Origin of the sequence: Streptomyces sp. NPDC005791, assembly GCF_042871485.1 — a bacterium.
GTDB lineage: Bacteria > Actinomycetota > Actinomycetes > Streptomycetales > Streptomycetaceae > Streptomyces.
In genome coordinates this window covers 266,554-281,456 of record NZ_JBIAIP010000012.1, presented here as the reverse complement: position 1 = coordinate 281,456, position 14,903 = coordinate 266,554, and the positions used below count along the sequence as shown (strand labels likewise).

Genomic DNA, 14,903 nt, shown 5'->3' with positions numbered 1-14,903 from the left:
CAGCCCGTCATCCACGGGGCCCGTCGCACTCACAGCGGCCCCGACCTCGATGTCACTCTTCACGTCAGCCATCAACTGTCGCTTTCAGTACGGGAATTACACCACTCACCGTACAGACCCCTACGACAGCGACAGCGACAACCCCCGCTGGATCATCGAGAACACCGCCACCGGCGCCCTCACCCGCAACGTGGACTCCCTCTCCGGGAACCTCGGCGCGATCACCAGCGCCACCGGCGACACCGTGCTCCAGTTCACCGACATCCACGGCGATATCGCCCTGCAACTCCCGCTCAACGCGGGCGAAGCACCCATCGCCCTTGACACCGACGAGTACGGCAACGCACGCACCGACCAGAAAGCCGTCCGCTACGGCTGGCTCGGCGGCAAACAGCGCTCCAGCGAGACCGTCGCCGGCTATACCCTCATGGGCGTACGCCAGTACAACCCGGCCACCGGCCGCTTCCTGTCCGTCGACCCAGTCCAGGGCGGCAACGCCAACGCCTACGAATACTGCACGGCCGACCCCATCAACTGCTTCGACCTCGATGGTAAGTGGGGGTGGAAGAAGATGTTCAAGAAGGCCAAGCGCTGGGCCTGGCGCAACAAATGGGACATCGCCCTCACCGCAGCCGGCTTCATCCCCGGCCTCGGCGCCGCCGCCTGGGGTTACCGCGCCTACCGCGGCTACCGCGCCATCCGCGCCGCACGAACCATCGCCCGCAGCTGCCGCCGCAACTCTTTCCTTCCCGACACCCCCGTCGTCATGGCCGACGGGAGTACCAAGCCCATCAGTGACGTGGCCGTAGGCAATCGGGTACAGGCTGTCGACGAGGTGACAGGAGAGATCACCATCTCCCCCGTCGTGGACGTGATCACCGGTGCTGGCTTGAAGGAACTGGTGACTCTCTCCGTCGACGCAGACGGCAACGGCCGCTCCAAGACGATCACCGCCACGGCCAACCACCCCTTCTACACCCAAGGCCGTGGCTGGCTCAACGCGTCAGAACTCTCCACCGGGTCGCGTCTGATCAATACGAGCGGTACGACGCCTGTTGTCACGGCAACCCGTCGCACTCAGGCGGTCCGCACTGTTTTCAACCTGACTGTCGCTGGCAGCCATACCTTCTTTGTGGTCGCTGACGGGCAGCCGGCTCTCGTGCACAACTGCGGCCCGCGAAACAGCAGCAAATGGTTCAGCAACAAGAGGAAGGCATACCAGCAGCGCCGAAAGGACCACGCGCGGCTGAGTCGGAGGGGTTACAGCTGCGAGCTCCGTGGCCCGTGCAGCAATGGTGGCCACTCCCACCTCACGTGGCGCAAGAACGGTCGGTACGGCACCATCCACTACCGCTGGCACGGACGTGGTCTCGGGCGCCGGGGCTGATCAGAAGACGCTTCACAGCTGACCAGTAGAGTCGATTCCCGTCACAGGGACTGGGTGGCGAGGCAGCCTTTCGGCGGCCTCGCCACCCGCAACCGATGGAGTGAACATGGGTGGGATGAGTGCCAGAGCCCGAGTCGCGGGCTCGGTGATCGCATACGCGGTCCTGGCCGACGAGAGCAATGCCTGCGACGCTCTCGACGAAGTAGTGGTGGCATCGGACAGCTGGGCCTCGGCTACGACGCTTATGCGCGCGTGCGGTTACCGCAAGGTTCCCCGGCGTACCGAGAGCCGCGACGTGCCCCATGAGGCACTCGAAGTCGCCTTCGCGACTCCCGGCACGGTTTTCCGTAAGCGCTTCATGGCGGAGACTTCCTGGGCCCCCGCCTCCCGCACAGAGAGCAGCGAGCGCCCGTGAGCATGCAAGACCGCCTCGACGAGTTGATCGTTGCCCTGCGGCAGCACGCTCAGGTCATGTCCGCACCGGATCAGGCCGGTGAGGCCGGCATCGAAGCGTTTGAAGCCCTCAGAAGAGCTGCAGCCGCATACGGTGAGTGTGTTCGTGAACAGACTCACTGGGACAGCCCCTTCGCCGAGCTTGAGGAAGACAGCTGGGAAGACAGCTCGGAGGAACTCGACGCCACATCGGAAGCAGAACAGGACAGGGATCTTCTCGTGGTGTCAGGCACTTGGACATTCGAGGTGACCGATCGGGACGCATGGAGCAGATTCGCGGCCGATCAATTGGAGTTCGCCACCCCCGCGCTGCGGCAGCTCAGCGGCGACCCTGCCGAGGCCGCCTCCGCGCTGTTGTCGTACGACGGCCTCTCGGCATGGCTCGGTGCTCACGGCGTCGCGCTGCTGGCCGACGACTGGACCGTCCGCGATACGGAGGAGGAGCTGCCTGAGGACGACCCGGAAGAATGATTGCCCTGCCCATACGTGACTGGCGGGCCTGACCCACCGGGACATCAAGCCGTCCAACATCATCGTCAGGTACAACGGCAAAGCGACGGTCGTCGACTTCGGCATCACCAAGAGCAGCGACGCCCGACACGACATCACCACCGACGTCCTGATCGGCACCCCTGGCCTACCTGGTGCCCGAGTGCTTCAGCGGCGCCTTCGACCACCGCTCCGAGTCGGCGATGCGCCGCACCGCGGGATCCTTGCGGGCCTCGACGGCCAGGCGGGTCGCGCGCTCGCGCAACTCGTCAGGGCACTTACGGGGAGCAGCCATGATCGGCATCCTTCCGGGTCTTCGATGTCTCCATCAAACCCGGGGCGGGTTCAGGGGGATTCCCACCGAGTCCATCGGTTTCGCTTTCGGCGAGCCGCCCGCCGAGGACAGAGTCGCCGGCGCGGGAACCTGGGAGCGGGATGATATAGACGAGGACAGCCTCAACCTGATGATCGACGCCGGCGGCTCGTTCGCGGACGCCGACCAGATAGCCGTTCTCATGGTCGCTAAGGACGGTTCGCCGCAGGTGCTCTTCTTCAGCACGAACGTCGACAAGCCGTACGGCTACGAGATCAGGAAGAACCCGTAGCCACTTCGGACGCTTCGACAGGTTCCCCGGGCCGTGGGCCCGGGGCCTGGCGTTTGACGACCTGATGCGTGATCGCTCGGGGACGTGGAGCTGCCGACGTTTTGGCCGGAGACGAGACCGCCGACGGCCCAGTAGCGAGCTCGGCACCGTAAGCAGCGAGACGTCCAGAGGGGGTGCTCAGCCTCCTGTGTGCGGCCTTCGGCGCGGTCATCCGCAGCCGACGGAGGATATGAGGACGTCCCCACCGCCCACGCGTGGTCGCCTGAGTCCAAGAGTTCGGTACCACGTAGCGTGACTGTACGCAAGGGGCGGACATGGGCCAGGGTGTGGGGAGCCATGATGACCTAGGCAGTGGTTCGGGGACGTCGGCGGGCTGAGTCCTCCTAGGCTCCGCAGATGCGGTAGGCGTGCGGGGCGCAGGGGGAAACGGTGTGGCGAACGCCTAACCGATCCCCTTCCGAGCGGGATCGAGGGGGATGCGGCCGGATGGAAACGGGTGGCTATGTCCGCCGTTTCGGCATCGTCGCAGGTGAGAGCCGTCACGCTTTTGGGTTCGAGTCCCACCCGCCCCACTCAGTGTCCTCAGGCAGAATCGTTCTGACCTGGGGAAACGCGTTTTCTGGGGACCTGCGGGCTCCGCAACGGTGCAGCGAACGTGCAGCGTTCTGCGTCCTCGTGACCTTCCGGGCATCCGTGACCTGGGGTTTTGGCGCCTTCTCGGTGGGATGAGTGGTCTGCGGTCCCACGGCCGCACCGACCGGTCCATGTGGCTAGAGGCGAGCCGGGTTCCGTCAGGCGAGACCGCCACTGAGTGCAGCTCACTGGTGTGACCGGTGAGGGTTTTGGTGCATGAGGTTGTCGAACGCCTCCTGCCGACGGGGAGGTTCTCGTTGGGCGCCGGAGAACATCGACGCCCCCGACTTTGAGCTCACCGAGGCCCAGAGGGACGCCATCGCCACCCCAGAAGCCGGCACGTAGCTCTTCTTCGACCACCGCGACCCTGAGATGGTCGCCTGGCTGAGCGCGCGTCGCCTGGATTCCTGACTCCCCACGGTGTGTAGGGGCGCTGCTCGCTCCCAGGAGCGGATGCCCGCGAGGTCATCATGGAGCAGGGGATCACGACCATGCCCAGCGTCCGATACGCCTCCGAGTAAACCGTCGCGCCCTGGACACGTGGATCGCGAGCCCGTGCCTGCGTCCTGCGAAGGCTGATGGGCGCTGTCAAGAGCCGAGGCATGGCCCGTGGGTATGCGCCTGGTTCACCGTCCGTAGTGGAAGCGGCACGCCACCACGTGGATGATGGCGTTCTCATCGATGCGATACACCAGCCGGTGTTCGGAGTTGATACGCCGCGACCAGTAGCCGGAGAGGTCGTTCCGCAGCGGTTCGGGCTTGCCGATTCCTTCGTGGCCGCCCCGGTCGATGTCGGCGATCAGCTGGTTGATGCGCTTCAGTATTTTGCGGTCGTTCCCCTGCCACCACAGGTAGTCGTTCCAGCCGTCGTCGACGAACAGCACCTTCACGCGGCGCCACGCCCGGCCTCGTCATCGGGATCCACCAGCTCGCGAAGTGCACCCTGGCCGGCCCGGTCCTGCTCGATGGACCTGCGCAGGCGCTCGGCCATCGCGGGCGACCGCAGGAGGTAGTCGGTCTCTTTCAGTGCCTCGTACTCGGCGAGCGAGACGACGACCATCGGCTCATGGCCAGTCCGGGTGATGACCAGCTCCTCGGCGTCGTTCTCCACCGCGTCGAGGGCGTCGGCGATGCCCGCGCGTAGCTCGGTGACACTCATTGTCTTCATGACGTACACGATAACGTACAGAGGGGATCCCCGTAAGGCTGATCGCGATCCGCCTCCGGACGGCCATGCGGCTCCGCCTTCGGTGGCATTGGGGTGCGGCAGAGCCCGTCGGGCGGCTCAGTTGGTGTGGTGGCCTCGTCGTTTTCGCGGTCGACCTGCTTCATAAGCGTGATCGTCGCGAACTCGGGAATGATCACTTACGAGCATGGTGGTAGCGGACTTCGCCTGCGCGGAGTTGGCGGCGTTCGAGGCGTGCCCGGTTTGGCGGCGTGCTCCTCGACCCGCGCCTGCGGCAGTCTTCGGTGGCGTTCGACGAACCGTTACTGATGGTTATGCCGGACGTTCGCCTGGCCGATGTCTCAGATTCTCTGGTCGGCCTGCCGGCTGGAAGCGAGACTTCCGCTCAGTGCGGTTGAGAGGGACGTGACCGGACGACCGGGATGCGGCCTCATGTGCCTCTCGGGTCGGTGCAGCGAACGCTGCACCGCAACCCGCTGGAGTCGGATCGAGCAGGGTGCAGCCAGATTGAAACAGGTGGGTATGTCGGACTCCTTGAGATAACCGCAGGTGAGACGCGTCACCGATTTGGGTTCGAGTCCCACCCGCCCACCAGTTTTACCCTGCGGAAACGTTCTGACCTGTGGAAACGTGGATTCGCGGCTGTTTTCCGTGCGGTATTAGCCGCGCGCCGTGCGGTACTGGCCCGCTGTCGCCGGGTGCCGGCGCACCTTAGATGCGTCTGACCTGGCCTTTTGTGGCGGTTTCCTGAGGGAGTGTCGTGGCGCGGTCCCACGGCCGCCGCGGGAGGCTGCATGCTCCGTCCGCGATCGGCCCATCGCATGACGTCCCCGCTGTCCCTGCCGTGCCCGGTCTCCCAGGAGACACCGCGTGCAGCGGCTGTTCACGGGGATCTCTCGGCGCGCTCTCGCTTCCATGGTCGAGGAGTTGGCGATGCCGCGGCGGGCTGCCGTCGAAGGTCGCTGCCATGCTGCACGACGTGGCGCCCGGAAGCGGACCGCGGGCGCCGGCGCCCGCCACCGGGGGGTGTTCGTCGGGCCGCGTCGCCGCCGGGGGAAATCCCATCGGCAGCGCCCACCCCTCGGTGCCCGGGGACTCGGTTCGGGCCACGGTGAAGTGCACGAGAGAGGAGTCCGCCCGCTGCTCCTCCGGACAGTGGGACGACTGGCCGGCTGGCCGAGTGCCGGCGAGCGAGCGTTGGCGTGCTCTTGAGGCGCTGGGTATGGGCTGGAAATCTGCAGTTTGGCCGAGAGCACGCCAGGGGGCTCCATCGCGGCCAGCAATTGGCTTCGGCCATCCCAGGCCGTGGACCGCGCACCACCTTGCTTCCTTTCGCCGGTACCTGTAAGACGAGCTCAGCAGCGCGGCCGCCGCTGCTGCTGAGGCGGCGCTGTCGGGTGCTCAGCCGGCGAGCGCCTGGGCACCGGCCCAGATGCGGCTTGCTGTCGCTGAAGCCCCACCGCTCGGGATCTCGGCTCAGAGCAGAGCGAGTTCCGTGGTGAGTTTCTCCAAGGGCTGCCAGGTCAAGCCGACAAGCGCCGCGTGCTTCCACGCGATCCGCCCTCCGGGGGCGATGAGGAACACTGAGCGCCTGAGGCCGACGCCGGGAGCGGCGACGCCGAAGAGCCTGGCCACGGTGCGGTCCGGATCGCTGAGCAGAGGCATGCGGAGGTTGTTCGTGCGGGCGAACTCCTCGTGACTGTCGATGTCCTGTGGGCTGATGCCCCAGACCTCGGCACCCAGTTCGGTGAACTGCTCCAGCCCGCTCGAGTAGGAGCACAACTGCTTGGTGCAGACACTTGAGTTGTCCTGCGGGTAGAAAGCGAGGACCAGGGGACGCGCGCGTCCGGTGTCGAGCCTGTAGGCCCCGCGGGCGAAGTCACCGTCCCGCAGCACCCCTCCGGAGAGGACGAACTCCGGTGCGGTACTTCCTGTTTCTATCGAGCCTGCCATTGCGTCTCCTTGTGTGCGGCGAGTGCTGGGTGAGCTGGTGCGAACGTCGTGCCGTTCATCGGGTGGCCGTCGCCGCCTGCCGGATCAGACCGCTCACGGTGTCCGGGCGGGTCAGCATGACGGCGTGGGGCGCGTTGACCTCGGTGGTGTGCGCGTGTGCGCGCTGGGCCATGAAGCGCTGGGTGGTCGGGGGCAGAGCGTGGTCCTGGCGCGTGACCAGGTACCAGGAGGGAATGCCTCGCCAGGCGGCGTTCGTCGCGGTCTCTTCGAGCGCCGCGGCGCTGATCGGCCGTTGCACGGCGGCGAGGCTGTGGGCCTTGCGTGCGGACAGGGGCGCGGCGAACACGTCACGGTACTTGTCGGGCTTGATGGAGAGGTCCACGCCGCTCACCCCGTTGCCCATGTCGAAGGGGACGGGGTTCAGGGCGTCCGGTGTGGCGTGCGAGCCGGGATTCTTGGCGACCAGCGCGCCGAGCGACTCGCCCTTGTCCGGCGCGAAGGCCGCAACGTAGACGAGCGCCTTCACATTGGGCTCCTCCGTGGCAGCCTCCCCGATGACCGCACCGCCGTAGGAGTGCCCGACCAGGACGACCGGGCCCTCGATGCTCTCGATCCGGCTCTTCACGTAGGCCGCGTCCGAGGCGAGCCCGCGCAGGGGGTTGGCGATCGCCTGTACGGGATATCCCTGGGCCTGCAACCGGTCGATCACCGGGCTCCAGCTGGAGGAGTCGGCCCAGGCGCCGTGTACGAGCAGGACGGTCGGCTTCGGCGCCGAGTGCGAGGCGGCAGCGGCGGCCGCGATGGTCTGCCCATCATCGGAAGGGCTGCTGGCGAGGGCGGGGGCTGCGGCGGCGGCCAGGGCTGCCGCGCCGGCGAACGCGAGTACGGCGCGACGGGTACGGCGTACGGGCTGGGTGTGACGTCGGGACATGGTGTGCCTTCCCTGTTGGTGGCATGAGGAGACCCGGAGGGCTCCACGAGTAGATGGAACGTTCTATCTACTTCGCCGACCGTAGCGCTCGCTCTCGTGATCGTCAATCGACGACTGAATCGCTGGAAGCTGTGACGGCTGAGGAGTTGGCTGGCAGTGAGTCATCTGCACCCGGGGGACCGAGGGTGCGGCGGTTTCGCCGTTCTGATGGAGAACGGTCGTTCCGGTAGGGTGGTGCAATGACCCCGAGTCAAGCCCCCGCGGCAGCGTCTCCGGCCCGAGCCCGGCTCCTGGAGACGGCCTCCGCCATCTTCTACGCCGACGGCATCCGTCACGTCGGCGTGGACCGCATCATCGCTGAGGCCCAGGTCACCCGGGTCACCTTCTACCGCCATTTCCCAAGTAAGGAAGACCTCGTGCTCGCCCATGTCGAGCAACGCGACCAGCAGATCAGGTCGGTGGTGACGGAGGCGTTCCGGACGAGTACCGACCCCGAAGCCCTGCTGCTCATGATGATGGCGGGCATCGGGGCGGAGATCTGCGGGCCGGGCTTCCGTGGCTGCCCGTTCATCAACGCCGCCGCCGAGTACCCGGACCCCGAGCATCCTGTCCGGCGGGCGGTCCAGGCCCACCGGACCTGGTTCCGGCACACGGTCCTGAATCTCGCGACCGCTGCGGGCTGCACCGACAGCGAGCACACCACCGCGGTGCTGATCCTCCTGCGGGACGGTGCGATGGCCGGGGGAGACCTGGATGATCCGCAATCGGTGCGTGAGCACTTGATGCGGACTGTCTCCGCCCTCCTTGAGGACGGGCGCAAAGCCCGGTAGCGAGGGCGGTGTCCGCCCCGCCGGTCCCTACATCACCCTTCCGTTCGCCCCAACCGACAGGTCGGAAAATGCAGCAGCCGCAGAACGAACTCGGTGCCTTCCTGCGCGCGAACCGCGCCCGCACCGAACCGACCGACGTGGGTCTGCTCGCCGGTGGTGGCAGCCGAAGAGTCAAGGGCCTGCGGCGGGAAGAAGTGGCTGTGCTCGCCGGCGTGAGCGTCGACTACTACGCGCGCCTGGAACAGGGGCGCGAGCGCCACCCCTCACCGCAGGTGGTCGACGCGGTGGGACGGGCGATGCGCCTGACACCGGACGCGCGGACCCACCTCTTCCGGCTGGCGGGCCTTCACCCCGCGCTCACCTCCGCCGCGGGCCGTGACCTGGTCCATCCTTCTCTGCTGCATCTGCTGGACGCCTTTCCCGCAGCCGCCGCCTATGTGCTGAGCCCTGCCTTCGACGTACTCGCGAAGAACGCCGTCGCCACCGTACTTCTCGCACCCTTCGAGGGCACCTCGAACATGGTCCGGGTGCTGTTCCAGCATCCTCGTGCACGAGAGGTCTTCGTCGAGTGGCCCGTCGTGGCGCGCGCCACGGTGCACGCGCTGCGGCTGCACGCGGGCCGGTTCCCCGACGACCCCGGCATCAGCGGTCTCGTGGCCGAAATGTCGCAGGAATCACCGGACTTCCGGAGGTTGTGGCAGGAGAACGAGGTCGAGAGCATGACCCGTGCGTACAAGGTCTTCGTGCTGCCCGGCGCCGGCCGCATCGAGCTGACGTACCAGACCTTCGACGTCCACGACGCTCCAGGACAGCAGCTCCTGGTCGGCGTGCCCGAAGCCGGCAGTGCGAGCGCCTCGGCGGTCACGTCCCTCGTGGGGCCTGCCGAGCGCGGCGCGACCATCGCGTGATGTCCTGCCGGCGCCGCGACGGCGGTGTGCGAGAGCTCCGCGCCGGCTCCGACCCACGCGGGGCCACCCCGTTCGCGGCTCCCGGATAGGTTCGTTCCATGATCACCACCTCTGCTCGGCTGCTTCGGTTGGTGTCCTTGCTGTCGAGCAGGCCCACCTGGTCCAACACGGAACTCGCGAGGCATTTGGACGTCACCGAGCGCACGGTGCGCCGGGACGTCGACAAGCTGCGTGAGCTCGGCTACGGCGTGGAGTCCGTACCGGGGCCGGGTGGCGGCTACCGCTTCGGCGCGGGCAACCGCATGCCGCCGCTGAACCTGGACGACGACGAGGTGTTCGCCGTAGCCGTGGCGCTCAGGGAAGCCGCACACGGAGCGGCACTGGGTGCCGACCCGGCAGCACTGTCGGCATTGCTGAAGCTGCGGCAGATCCTCCCCACCCGGATGGCGAGGCGGCTGGAGGGGCTCGATGCCACCGTCGAACACACTCCGCGCTGCGAGACCCCCCGGGCGTCCGCCGACGTGCTCCTGCTGCTGGCCTCCGTCTGCCGGGCCTCCGAGCGCACCACACTCACCTACCGCGACATGCATGGCACCACCACGGTCCGGTGCGTCGATCCGTACCGCCTGGTGTACACCGGCGTCCACTGGTACTTCGTGGCCCGCGACGTCGAACGGTCGGCCTGGCGGACGTTCCGTGCGGACCGGGTGGTGGAGGTCGAGTCCACCGGGGAGGTGGTCGAGGTGCCGGATGCCCCGGACGCCGCGCAGTTGGTCTCCGACACCATCACCCGCACCGGATATCCCTTCTTCGCCCGCGTCCGGCTTCCGCTGTCCTACGACGACGCCCGGCGCTTGGTGGCACCCATCGTCGCCACCCATGAACCCGACGGGCCGAACGCGACGGTCATCAGCATCGGCGGGTCCGACCCCGACCAGCTCGCCGGCTACCTCCTGAGCCTGCGCACGCCGCTGGAGGTGCTGTCCCCCGACTCCGTTCGCGAGGCGCTGCTCGCCCGGCTCGACGCTCTGTACCGAGGGAACGAAGCGGGCCGGCAGGGAGCCGACGAGCAGCCGTGACGAGCCGCTCGTGACGATCGGGCGGGTCGCGCAGCGACCGGTGGGAGACCAGGACCGTATGTGTCCGGATCTGCTCCTAGCCTGGATGCGAGGCACACAGCGCCGAGCGAGTCACCGCTCGGGACGGGCCTTTCCCGCAGTCCCACCTCATTACCTGTTCATGGGAGCGCATCATGTCAGCCACCCCCCGCCTGCTCGTTTACGGAGCCACCGGTTACACCGGGAAGCTCGTCGCCGAGCACGCCAAGGAGTCGGGCCTCGACGTCGTCGTGGCCGGCCGCAACCAGGAGCGCGTCAAGGCACTCGGTGAGGAACTCGGTGTCGACAGCCGGGCGTTCACGGTCGATGACCCCGCGCTCCTGCGTGACGCGCTCGACGGCATCACCGTGGTCCTGAACGTTGCCGGCCCCTTCCAGCGCACCGCGGGCCCGCTGATGGACGCCTGCATCGACAAGGGTGTGCACTACCTCGACACCACCGCCGAATACGACGTGTTCGCCACCGCGCGTTCCCGGCACGCCGAGGCCGCGGCGGCCGGCGTGATGGTCATGTCCGGCGCCGGCTGGGACGTCGTGCCCAGCGACTGCGTGGCCGCCCATGCTGCGGCACGCGTCGACGAGCCCATCGGTCTGCGCCTGGCGCTCAAGCTCCTCAGCGCGACCCCCGAGGAGTCGGAGGGCTTGAATCTCTTCTCCCGCGGGTCCATCGTCAGCGCCACCGAGGGCATCGGTGACCTGGGCGTGCTGGTCCGCAAGGACGGGGACATCGTCGCGCTGCCGGAGCCCAAGGCCGCCTCGTTCGACTTCGGTGACGACGGTCCGGAAGAGTGCGTATCCGTGTCCATGGGCGACCTGATCACCAGCCACTACGCCACGGGCGTCCCCTCGATCGAGGTGTACGTGCAGGTCGGGCAGCCGCTCCCCATCGACCTGGACCTCTCGACGCTGCCCGACGGCCCTACCGCCCAGGAGCGGGAGGTGGGACGCAGCAAGGTCGTGGCCGAGGTCACCGGCCGGGACGGCAGCGTGGTCCGTTCCCTGATCGACACACCGACCGGCTACCGGTTCACCCAGCTGTCCTCCGTGGAGATCGCCCGCCGCGTGCTGACCGGCTCCTTCACGCCCGGCTTCCAGTCGCCTTCCTCCGCCTACGGCCCCGAACTGGCTCTCGCCGTCGGCGACTCGCAGATCAAGGACCTGTAGGGGACACCGTGGGTGGGCCGGCCCACCCACGGATCCGAGTGGAACATGGGTGTGTGGCACCCAGGAAGACAGGTCCTTCCTGGCCCGTCGTCGCGGGAACAGACTGAGGGTGTTCGCCCGCCGGGGCGAGCGGATCCCCCTGTCGAAAGGCCACTTCCATGCCTGCTTCCACCTCCTCGATCTCCAGCGCCCGACAGATCGAGAACCTCATCGCCCGCTACTCGCACCTCGTCGACGACGGTGACTTCGCGAAGTTCGGCGCACTCTTCGAGAACGCGGAGTTCGTGGCGGGTGAGGTGAGCCTCCGCGGCGGTAAGGCCATCGAGGACCTGATCAGTTCGATGCTGGTCGTGCACGACGACGGGACCCTGCGCACCCGGCACATCACGACGAACATCCTCATCGAGGTGGACGAGGACGACGACAGCGCCGAAGCACGGTCGTACTACAACATCCTCCAGGCAGTGCCCGGCCTCCTGCCGCTGCAGATGGTGGCGGGCGGGCGCTACCGCGACCGCTTCGAGCGGCGTCAGGGAACGTGGTCCTTCGCCCGGCGGGAGGTCACCATCGACTTCACCGGCAACACCCGCTACCACCTCAAGACCCCGGACGCCTGAAGCGCACCGAAGGACCGGCTCGCGTCGGGCACGCCGACTTCCGGTGCGCCGAGCCGGGAAGACATTCGGATGCGCATGCACGTGCCCTCCATGGCGCCCGTGGGCTCGGCACGAACCCGCGAGAACACCGGGGAGCCACAGGAGAACTCCCTGGGGGAGTTCCTCCGGGCCCGCAGATCCCGGCTGGCTCCCGCGGACGTCGGCCTGAGCACCGGTGGTCGTCGCCGCCGGGTGGATGGGCTGCGCCGGCAGGAGGTGGCGGTCCTGGCACACGTCAGCGCCGACCACTACAGCCGACTGGAGCAAGGCCGGGAGCGACACCCTTCGCCCCGGATCGCCGAAGCCCTCGCCCAGGCCCTTCGTCTGGCCCCGGATGCACGGAGCCACCTGTTCCGTCTCGCCGGACTCAACCCGAACCTGCGTCCCGACACCGCACGCGGACAGGTGCACCCGGAACTACTGCACATCCTGGACGCTTCTCACCAGGCAGCGGCCTACGTACTGAGTCCCTGCTTCGACATCCTGGCGGCCAACGCGCCCGCCCGAGTGCTGCTGTCCCCTTTCGCCGACGCGGCCGGCACCTGTCAGAACCTGCTCCGGATCCTCTTCACGGACCCCGGGGCACGGACCTACTTCACCGAATGGCCTGTGGCCGCCGCCGGCTCGCTGCACACGCTGCGCCTCAACGCCGTCCGGCTGCCCAACGACACCGAAATCATGGACCTCATCACCGGCCTGTCCGCCGAGTCGGCCGACTTCGCGAGGAGCTGGGAGAACAGCGCCGCGATCGGTCTGGACCACGCGTACAGAAAGGTGGTCCACCCAACAGCCGGACACATCGAGCTCTCGTACCGCGTCCACGGCGTGGCGGCCGTCCCTGGACAGCACCTGCTGGTCGGAGCCCCCGCCCCGGGAAGTCGCAGTGCCGAGGCCTTCACCTACCTCGCGGCCATGGGCGGACAGTAGCCATGACAGCCACGACCACCTACTCGTCTTCCGCCGTACAGGTGGCAGAGAAAGAGATCATCATGAACACACGCGCGCACATCGGAGTCACCGGACTCGCGGTGATGGGCCGAAACCTGGCCCGGAACTTCGCACGCCATGGCTACACGGTCGCCGTCCATAACCGGACCGCGTCGCGTACGAAGGCCCTCATGGAGGAGTTCGGTCACGAGGGCGCCTTCGTACCGGCCGAAACCGCCCGGGATGTCGTCGATGCCCTGCAGCGCCCTCGCCGACTCATGATCATGGTGCAGGCAGGCGCCGCCACGGACGCGGTCATCGATGAATTCGCCCCGCTACTGGAGTCCGGGGACATGATCATCGACGGCGGGAACGCCCACTTCGCCGACACCCGGCGCCGTGAGGCGGATCTACGCGAACGCGGCATCCACTTCGTCGGAGCAGGTGTCTCCGGCGGTGAGGAGGGCGCCCTGAACGGGCCGTCCATCATGGTGGGCGGTTCGAAGGAGGCCTACGCCGTCCTGGGCCCCATGTTCGAGACCATCAGTGCCCATGTCGGCGGGGAGGCATGCAGCACGCACATCGGGGCCGACGGCGCCGGCCATTTCGTGAAGATGGTCCACAACGGCATCGAGTACGCCGACATGCAGCTCATCGCCGAAGCCTACGATCTGCTACGCCAGGTCGCCCAGTACAGCCCGGCTGAGATCGCCGAGATATTCCGCACCTGGAACAAGGGCCGACTGAACTCCTATCTGATCGAGATCACCGCCGAGGTCCTCTCCCACACGGATGCCGACACCGGCAGGCCCTTCGTCGACGTGGTCGCTGATGCCGCCGGGCAGAAGGGCACCGGCCGCTGGACCGTGCAGACCGCTCTCGACCTCGCCTCACCCGTCACGACCATCGCTCAGGCCACCTTCGCACGCGCAGCCTCCGGCCAGTCCGCCCTGCGTACCGCATACCGTCCGCTGCCCGGCGGCATGCACATACCGAAGACTCGCTCTGAGGCAGAACGCTTCACGTCGCAGGTCGAGCAGGCGCTGTACGCCTCCAAGGTCATCGCGTACGACCAGGGCTTCACGATGATCCAGGACGCCGCGCTCGCATACGGCTGGGACATCGACTTCGCAGCGGTGGCCGGTATCTGGCGAGGCGGCTGCATCATCCGCGCCGCATTCCTCGACCGCATCCGCACGGCGCACAAGGCCGCCCCCGACCTTGTCAGCCTGCTGGGCGAGCCCGGGTTCGCGGAGGAGATCACCGCCGCCCAGGTTCCCTGGCGCGAGGTCGTCGCCACCGCTGCCCGACGTGGGGTCCCCGCTCCCGCGTTCGCCGCGGCACTGTCGTACTACGACACACTGCGGGCCGACCGGCTGCCCGCCGCGTTGCTGCAGGGCCAGCGGGACTACTTCGGCGCTCACACCTACCGGCGTATCGACCGGCAGGGCGCCTTCCACACGCACTGGGCGCATCCCGACCGTCCTGAAACAGACGTCTGAGCCTCGCGTCCACGATCACCGGCGGTCTGCCTGGGTGTGGCACACCCACCCTCGCACAACCTCCCTCTTCGGGGCCCTGTCGGCGAGTGTGGAGTCCACGCCCCACCGCGGACCATCGCCGCATCCGCAGTTCTGAGACTTACTCCAGAATCCAGAAGGAAA

General features: G+C 67.7%; 16 protein-coding genes and 1 pseudogene. 11 read left to right on the top strand and 6 right to left on the bottom strand.

Annotated features, from left to right (window positions below):
- The 3 genes from ACFYSH_RS24305 to ACFYSH_RS24295 all read left to right on the top strand — a co-directional run.
- On the top strand, positions 1 to 1,387 hold a 1,387-nt coding region (locus ACFYSH_RS24305), incomplete at its 5' end, for a polymorphic toxin-type HINT domain-containing protein (protein ID WP_359478442.1).
- A gap of 115 nt (positions 1,388 to 1,502) precedes the next feature.
- A complete protein-coding gene (locus tag ACFYSH_RS24300; RefSeq protein WP_173313100.1) occupies positions 1,503 to 1,802 on the top strand; it encodes a hypothetical protein in 300 nt (99 codons plus the stop codon).
- Positions 1,799 to 2,311, top strand: coding sequence for a hypothetical protein (locus ACFYSH_RS24295; protein WP_359478439.1), 513 nt, complete (start codon positions 1,799 to 1,801; stop codon positions 2,309 to 2,311). Before ACFYSH_RS24300 ends, ACFYSH_RS24295 begins: the two co-directional genes overlap by 4 nt.
- A gap of 166 nt (positions 2,312 to 2,477) precedes the next feature.
- On the opposite strand, the gene ACFYSH_RS24290 is transcribed toward ACFYSH_RS24295, so the two are convergent.
- Positions 2,478 to 2,624 carry a hypothetical protein gene (locus tag ACFYSH_RS24290; protein WP_359478437.1) on the bottom strand — a complete coding sequence of 49 codons (147 nt, stop codon included), beginning with the start codon at positions 2,622 to 2,624 and terminating at the stop codon, positions 2,478 to 2,480.
- Here ACFYSH_RS24290 and ACFYSH_RS24285 point away from each other — a divergent pair.
- Positions 2,623 to 2,934: a hypothetical protein gene (locus ACFYSH_RS24285; RefSeq protein ID WP_359478434.1), complete on the top strand. Its 312-nt coding sequence runs from the start codon at positions 2,623 to 2,625 to the stop codon at positions 2,932 to 2,934. The two genes, ACFYSH_RS24290 and ACFYSH_RS24285, sit on opposite strands and share 2 nt — an antisense overlap.
- A gap of 442 nt (positions 2,935 to 3,376) precedes the next feature.
- Here the strand turns inward: ACFYSH_RS24285 and ACFYSH_RS24280 are convergent.
- The 5 genes and pseudogenes from ACFYSH_RS24280 to ACFYSH_RS24260 all read right to left on the bottom strand — a co-directional run.
- Positions 3,377 to 3,775, bottom strand: a pseudogene (locus tag ACFYSH_RS24280) (hypothetical protein); the annotation flags it as partial.
- Positions 3,776 to 4,193: 418 nt separating this feature from the next.
- The gene (locus tag ACFYSH_RS24275) at positions 4,194 to 4,457 is read right to left on the bottom strand and encodes a Txe/YoeB family addiction module toxin (protein ID WP_359478431.1); all 264 of its coding nucleotides are present in this window, start codon (positions 4,455 to 4,457) and stop codon (positions 4,194 to 4,196) included.
- Positions 4,454 to 4,735 carry a type II toxin-antitoxin system Phd/YefM family antitoxin gene (locus ACFYSH_RS24270; RefSeq protein WP_164493698.1) on the bottom strand — a complete coding sequence of 94 codons (282 nt, stop codon included), beginning with the start codon at positions 4,733 to 4,735 and terminating at the stop codon, positions 4,454 to 4,456. Before ACFYSH_RS24270 ends, ACFYSH_RS24275 begins: the two co-directional genes overlap by 4 nt.
- Positions 4,736 to 6,229: 1,494 nt before the next feature.
- Positions 6,230 to 6,706, bottom strand: coding sequence for a peroxiredoxin (locus tag ACFYSH_RS24265; protein WP_388755150.1), 477 nt, complete (start codon positions 6,704 to 6,706; stop codon positions 6,230 to 6,232).
- Positions 6,707 to 6,761: 55 nt separating this feature from the next.
- Positions 6,762 to 7,637 (bottom strand): alpha/beta fold hydrolase, encoded by an 876-nt coding sequence (locus ACFYSH_RS24260; protein WP_388755148.1) that lies wholly within the window; start codon positions 7,635 to 7,637, stop codon positions 6,762 to 6,764.
- 239 nt (positions 7,638 to 7,876) lie between these two features.
- On the opposite strand from ACFYSH_RS24260, the gene ACFYSH_RS24255 reads away from it, so the two are divergent.
- The 7 genes from ACFYSH_RS24255 (at position 7,877) to gndA (ending at position 14,741) form a co-directional block, all read left to right on the top strand.
- Positions 7,877 to 8,467: a TetR/AcrR family transcriptional regulator gene (locus tag ACFYSH_RS24255; protein ID WP_388755145.1), complete on the top strand. Its 591-nt coding sequence runs from the start codon at positions 7,877 to 7,879 to the stop codon at positions 8,465 to 8,467.
- A gap of 68 nt (positions 8,468 to 8,535) precedes the next feature.
- Positions 8,536 to 9,375 carry a helix-turn-helix transcriptional regulator gene (locus tag ACFYSH_RS24250; RefSeq protein ID WP_388755142.1) on the top strand — a complete coding sequence of 280 codons (840 nt, stop codon included), beginning with the start codon at positions 8,536 to 8,538 and terminating at the stop codon, positions 9,373 to 9,375.
- A gap of 98 nt (positions 9,376 to 9,473) precedes the next feature.
- Positions 9,474 to 10,454 carry a helix-turn-helix transcriptional regulator gene (locus ACFYSH_RS24245; protein WP_388755139.1) on the top strand — a complete coding sequence of 327 codons (981 nt, stop codon included), beginning with the start codon at positions 9,474 to 9,476 and terminating at the stop codon, positions 10,452 to 10,454.
- Between the two features lie 173 nt (positions 10,455 to 10,627).
- Positions 10,628 to 11,656 (top strand): saccharopine dehydrogenase NADP-binding domain-containing protein, encoded by a 1,029-nt coding sequence (locus ACFYSH_RS24240; protein WP_356842840.1) that lies wholly within the window; start codon positions 10,628 to 10,630, stop codon positions 11,654 to 11,656.
- 158 nt (positions 11,657 to 11,814) lie between these two features.
- Complete coding sequence (locus tag ACFYSH_RS24235; RefSeq protein WP_388755136.1) at positions 11,815 to 12,273, top strand: nuclear transport factor 2 family protein; 459 nt, start codon at positions 11,815 to 11,817, stop codon at positions 12,271 to 12,273.
- A gap of 75 nt (positions 12,274 to 12,348) precedes the next feature.
- Positions 12,349 to 13,239: a helix-turn-helix transcriptional regulator gene (locus ACFYSH_RS24230; RefSeq protein WP_388755134.1), complete on the top strand. Its 891-nt coding sequence runs from the start codon at positions 12,349 to 12,351 to the stop codon at positions 13,237 to 13,239.
- A gap of 62 nt (positions 13,240 to 13,301) precedes the next feature.
- The gene (gndA, locus tag ACFYSH_RS24225; protein ID WP_388755131.1) at positions 13,302 to 14,741 is read left to right on the top strand and encodes an NADP-dependent phosphogluconate dehydrogenase; all 1,440 of its coding nucleotides are present in this window, start codon (positions 13,302 to 13,304) and stop codon (positions 14,739 to 14,741) included.
- The last annotated feature ends 162 nt before the right edge of the window (positions 14,742 to 14,903 follow it).

Bases quoted from the DNA above. Each gene is read 5' to 3' on its own strand.
- ACFYSH_RS24235 (WP_388755136.1), top strand. From the start codon at position 11,815: ATGCCTGCTTCCACCTCCTCGATCTCCAGCGCCCGACAGATCGAGAAC.
- ACFYSH_RS24290 (WP_359478437.1), bottom strand. From the start codon at position 2,624: ATGGCTGCTCCCCGTAAGTGCCCTGACGAGTTGCGCGAGCGCGCGACC.
- ACFYSH_RS24260 (WP_388755148.1), bottom strand. From the start codon at position 7,637: ATGTCCCGACGTCACACCCAGCCCGTACGCCGTACCCGTCGCGCCGTA.
- ACFYSH_RS24270 (WP_164493698.1), bottom strand. From the start codon at position 4,735: ATGAAGACAATGAGTGTCACCGAGCTACGCGCGGGCATCGCCGACGCC.
- ACFYSH_RS24250 (WP_388755142.1), top strand. From the start codon at position 8,536: ATGCAGCAGCCGCAGAACGAACTCGGTGCCTTCCTGCGCGCGAACCGC.
- ACFYSH_RS24255 (WP_388755145.1), top strand. From the start codon at position 7,877: ATGACCCCGAGTCAAGCCCCCGCGGCAGCGTCTCCGGCCCGAGCCCGG.
- ACFYSH_RS24230 (WP_388755134.1), top strand. From the start codon at position 12,349: ATGCACGTGCCCTCCATGGCGCCCGTGGGCTCGGCACGAACCCGCGAG.
- ACFYSH_RS24300 (WP_173313100.1), top strand. From the start codon at position 1,503: ATGAGTGCCAGAGCCCGAGTCGCGGGCTCGGTGATCGCATACGCGGTC.
- ACFYSH_RS24245 (WP_388755139.1), top strand. From the start codon at position 9,474: ATGATCACCACCTCTGCTCGGCTGCTTCGGTTGGTGTCCTTGCTGTCG.
- ACFYSH_RS24240 (WP_356842840.1), top strand. From the start codon at position 10,628: ATGTCAGCCACCCCCCGCCTGCTCGTTTACGGAGCCACCGGTTACACC.
- gndA (WP_388755131.1), top strand. From the start codon at position 13,302: ATGAACACACGCGCGCACATCGGAGTCACCGGACTCGCGGTGATGGGC.
- ACFYSH_RS24285 (WP_359478434.1), top strand. From the start codon at position 2,623: ATGATCGGCATCCTTCCGGGTCTTCGATGTCTCCATCAAACCCGGGGC.
- ACFYSH_RS24265 (WP_388755150.1), bottom strand. From the start codon at position 6,706: ATGGCAGGCTCGATAGAAACAGGAAGTACCGCACCGGAGTTCGTCCTC.